The organism is Nocardiopsis listeri NBRC 13360, assembly GCF_001570765.1.
In the GTDB taxonomy this organism is placed as follows: domain Bacteria; phylum Actinomycetota; class Actinomycetes; order Streptosporangiales; family Streptosporangiaceae; genus Nocardiopsis; species Nocardiopsis listeri.
In genome coordinates this window covers 1-3,978 of the sequence record NZ_BCSH01000030.1, presented here as the reverse complement: position 1 = coordinate 3,978, position 3,978 = coordinate 1, and the positions used below count along the sequence as shown (strand labels likewise).

General features: G+C 70.5%; 4 protein-coding genes. All 4 read right to left on the bottom strand.

Annotated elements, in window-relative coordinates:
• Nucleotides 1-59: 59 nt before the first annotated feature.
• The 4 genes from der to aroH all read right to left on the bottom strand — a co-directional run bounded on the left by der (nt 60) and on the right by aroH (nt 3,906).
• Entirely contained in the window at nt 60-1,493 is a 1,434-nt protein-coding gene (der, locus tag NLI01S_RS10585; protein ID WP_067603126.1) for a ribosome biogenesis GTPase Der, read from the bottom strand.
• Nucleotides 1,494-1,601: 108 nt separating this feature from the next.
• Nucleotides 1,602-2,291 carry a (d)CMP kinase gene (gene cmk, locus NLI01S_RS10580; protein ID WP_067603124.1) on the bottom strand — a complete coding sequence of 230 codons (690 nt, stop codon included), beginning with the start codon at nt 2,289-2,291 and terminating at the stop codon, nt 1,602-1,604.
• An 86-nt stretch (nt 2,292-2,377) separates the two neighbouring features.
• Nucleotides 2,378-3,487, bottom strand: coding sequence for a prephenate dehydrogenase (locus tag NLI01S_RS10575; protein WP_067603121.1), 1,110 nt, complete (start codon nt 3,485-3,487; stop codon nt 2,378-2,380).
• A 56-nt stretch (nt 3,488-3,543) separates the two neighbouring features.
• Nucleotides 3,544-3,906 (bottom strand): chorismate mutase, encoded by a 363-nt coding sequence (gene aroH, locus NLI01S_RS10570; RefSeq protein ID WP_067603118.1) that lies wholly within the window; start codon nt 3,904-3,906, stop codon nt 3,544-3,546.
• Nucleotides 3,907-3,978 lie beyond the last annotated feature (72 nt).

The following is a 3,978-nucleotide window of genomic DNA, read 5'->3' as shown; positions in this document are numbered from 1 at the left end:
CACCCCAAGGGTCTCTACCTCAGGCGCCCCGCCAGACCCCACACCTTGGAATCACTCATCTAACGGCGACCGCCGGACTTGCGGTCGGGGCGCACACTGCCCTTGGAGGCGCGGCCCGGGGCCCCGCCCTTCTTCTCCCGGATGCGCATGCTGATGTGCACCGGAGTGCCCTGGAAACCGAAGTCCTCGCGCAGGCGCCGCTCGATGAACCGGCGGTAGTTGTCCTCCAGAAACCCGGTCGTGAACAGGATGAAGTGCGGCGGACGCGACCCGGCCTGGGTCCCGAACAGGATCTTGGGCTGTTTGCCACCGCGCGCCGGCGGCGGTGTGGCCGCCACCAACTCCTTGAGCCAGTTGTTGAGCTGACCGGTGGGAATGCGCTGGTTCCAACCCATCAGGCTGGTCTCGATCGCGGGGACCAACCGCTCCATGTGGCGGCCGGTGGCGGCGGAGATGTTCACCCGGGGCGCCCACGACACCCGCGACAGCTGCCGGTCGATCTCCTTCTCCAGGTAGATCCGGCGCTCCTCGTCCAGGATGTCCCACTTGTTGAAGGCCAGGACCAGACCACGGCCGGCCTCGACGACCTGCTCGACCACACGGATGTCCTGCTCGGCCAGCGGCTCGCTGACGTCGATCAGCACCACCGCCACCTCGGCCCGTTCCAGGGCGTTGCCGGTGCGCATCGTCGCGTAGTAGTCCGCGCCCTGCAGCGCGCGGAACTTGCGACGAATACCGGCGGTGTCGATGAACTTCCAGGTCTGGCCGCCCAGCTCGATGAGCTCGTCGACCGCGTCACGGGTGGTACCCGCCACGGAGTCCACGACCACCCGGTCCTCGCCGGCCAGCCGGTTGAGCAGGCTGGACTTACCGACGTTGGGCCGCCCCACCAGGGCCACCCTCGACGGACCGTCCTCGCCGTCGCTCTCGTCGTCACCTTGGGGGATCTCGGGGAAGGCCTCCACCACGGCGTCGAGCATGTCACCGGTTCCGCGACCGTGCAGGGCACTGATCGGGTAGGGCTCCCCCACACCGAGGTTCCACAGGTTGAGGGCGTCGGCCTCCTGCTGACCACCGTCGACCTTGTTCGCGGCCAGGACCACGGGACGCTTGGTGGCGCGCAGCACGCGGGTGACGGCCTCGTCGGCGTCGGTGATGCCGACCGTGGCGTCCACCACGAACAGGATCACGTCGGCGGTCTGCGCCGCGTACTCGGCCTGACGGGCGACCATCGCGGCCAGCCCGCTGACGCTGGTCTCCCAACCACCGGTGTCCACCAGGGTGAACCGGTGGTTCTGCCACTCGGCGTCGTAGGCGACCCGGTCACGGGTCACACCCGGAACGTCCTCGACCACGGCCTCGCGGCGACCGATGATCCGGTTCACCAGGCTGGACTTACCGACGTTGGGTCGACCGACCACCGCCACCACGGGCAGGGCCGACTCGGTTTCCTCGGTCTCGTATCCCACATCGGACACGTCGAACTCGTTCATTTCTCACTACTCCCGGTTCGAGGTCCTCGCGCGCCCAGGATGCGTGCCGCGAGGATGCTGAAATTCCACGGGGAGACCCCCGTGGTGATGCCGGCGTCGCCGGTGGTGCTATCCGACCTTGGCCTCGTCGGCCAGTTCGACCACCAAGGCCACGACCTCCTCCAGCGTCAGGCCGGTGGTGTCGAGCTCGGTGGCGTCAGCGGTCTGGGTCAGCGGCGAGTGAGCGCGGCTGGAGTCGAGCTTGTCGCGGCGGACCAGGTCGGCCTGGGTGGCGGCGACGTCGCCGGTCCGGACCTCCTTGCTGCGCCGCTGGGCGCGGGCCTCGGCGCTGGCGGTGATGAACAGCTTCACCGGAGCGTCGGGGGCCACCACCGTGGTGATGTCCCGGCCCTCGACCACGATGCCCGCGGACTCGGCCCTGGCGGCCTCGATGATCTCGCGCTGGGTGCGCACCAACAGCGCACGCGCCTCGGGCACCGCCGAGACCGCGCTGACGTTGGTGGTGACGTCCTTGCCGCGGATGTCGGTGGCCACGTCATGACCGTCGACCGTCACGGTGGGCGCGTCCGGGTCGGTGCCCATGGAGATCACGGGATGCTCGACGTTCGCGGCCACCGCGGCGGCGTCGTTCACGTCCACCCCGTGGTGCAGCATCCACCAGGTCAGGGCCCTGTACATGGCCCCGGTGTCGAGGTAGCGCAGCTCACGCACCCGGGCCACGCCCTTGGCCGTGCTCGACTTCCCCGACCCGGAAGGACCATCGATGGCGATGACGATTCCGGTGTGCTGCACGCTCACTACTGCTGACTCCCTCGGTCCACTCTTCGCCGACGCCTCAGACTACCTTCGCGCGACTCGCCCTCGGACCATGGCGCGGAGCGGTCTCACACCCCTGGGTGGACCGACCATCCATCGGCCGAAAGCGCCTCGGCGAGGACGTCCACCGCCTCCGGCAGCACGTACAACTCGGCCACGCCCAGCGGTAGTCCCGGACTGTGCTCGATGCGCACGTCCTCGATGTTGACCCCGGCGGTGGCGGCGGCCGCGAACAGGCGACCCAGCGACCCGGGTTCGTCGGGGATGACCACGGGGATCACGGTGTACTCCGGACGACGGACCGAACCGTGCTTGCCGGGGATGCGTCCGTGCCCGGAGCGGCCGCGCTCCAGCAGGTCCCGGACCGGTTCCGTCGTATGGTCCGCCAACGCCTCCGCGGCGGCGGCCAGGTCCGCGGCCACCTCGCTCAGCACCCGCGCCACCGGGGCGGCGTTGTGGGTGAGGATCTCCTCCCACATGCGCGGGTCGCCGCCGGCGATGCGGGTGACGTCGCGCACCCCCTGACCGGCGAGCGCCAACGCGGTCTCGTCCCCGCCCAGCAGCCGCGCGGCCACCGCGGAGGAGGCCACGTGCGGAACGTGCGAGACCAACGCCACCGCCCGGTCGTGCGCGTCACCGTCCAGTACCAGCGGGTCCGCGCCGCAGAGCCGGGCCAGTTCGGTCACGGCCGCCACCGACCCCGGGTCAGCCTTGCCGGTGGGGCACAGCGCCCAGGATCGGCCCAGGAACAGGTCGGCGCGGGCCGCGCCGGGTCCCTGCTTCTCCCGACCGCCCATGGGGTGTCCTGGCACGAACGTGGCCATGTCACAGCCCGCGCGTTCGGCCTCGCGCAGCACGCTCGCCTTCACGCTGGCCACGTCGGTGTACACCTGGGCCAGACCGCGGTTCTGAGCCTCGCGCAGCACCGAGGGGATGACGGCCGGAGGTGCGGCGATCACCGCCAGATCCGCCGGGGCGGTCTCGGTCGCCTCGTCCAGGGGTCGTCCGGCGCCCAGGTCACAGGCCAACCGGAGTGACGCCGCGTCGGGGTCGGACAGCGTGACGTCGACACCGCGCCCGCGCAGGGCCAACGCGATCGACGTGCCGATCAGACCGGTGCCGACCACCGTCACCCGACGCAGGTCGGTCCGCCGATCCCCGGCCGTGCCGTTGCTCACTCGCCTGTCCCCCGACCTCGACTTCTTCCCCGAACCCCCAGGGTAGGGCCTCGTACCTACTGGGCGATGTCCAAACGCAACGCCTGGGCGCCGCGCAGGTACACGTGCTGGACCTCCGAGCGGGGACGGTCCGTCTCCACGTGCGCCATGAGCCGCACCACCCGGGGCAGGGCGTGCGGCACGGAGATCTCCGTGGCGCACATGAGCGGAACGTCGGAGAATCCGACCTTGCGCGCCGCCAACGCCGGGAACTCACTGGTCAGATCGGGGGTAGCGGTGAACACCACGCTGATCACGTCGTCGGTGGTGAGCCCGTTGCGCCGCATCACCTCCGAGACCAACTCGGCCGTGGCCTCCAGCACCTGCTCACGTTCGTCCGCGTCGACCTGTACCGCTCCACGGATGGCCCGTACCGCCACGTTCTCCCCGCCTCGTCCTCGTTTCCGCGCCGCCCGTAGAACGCGACGGCGGCCGCCCCGGTCCGGGGCGGT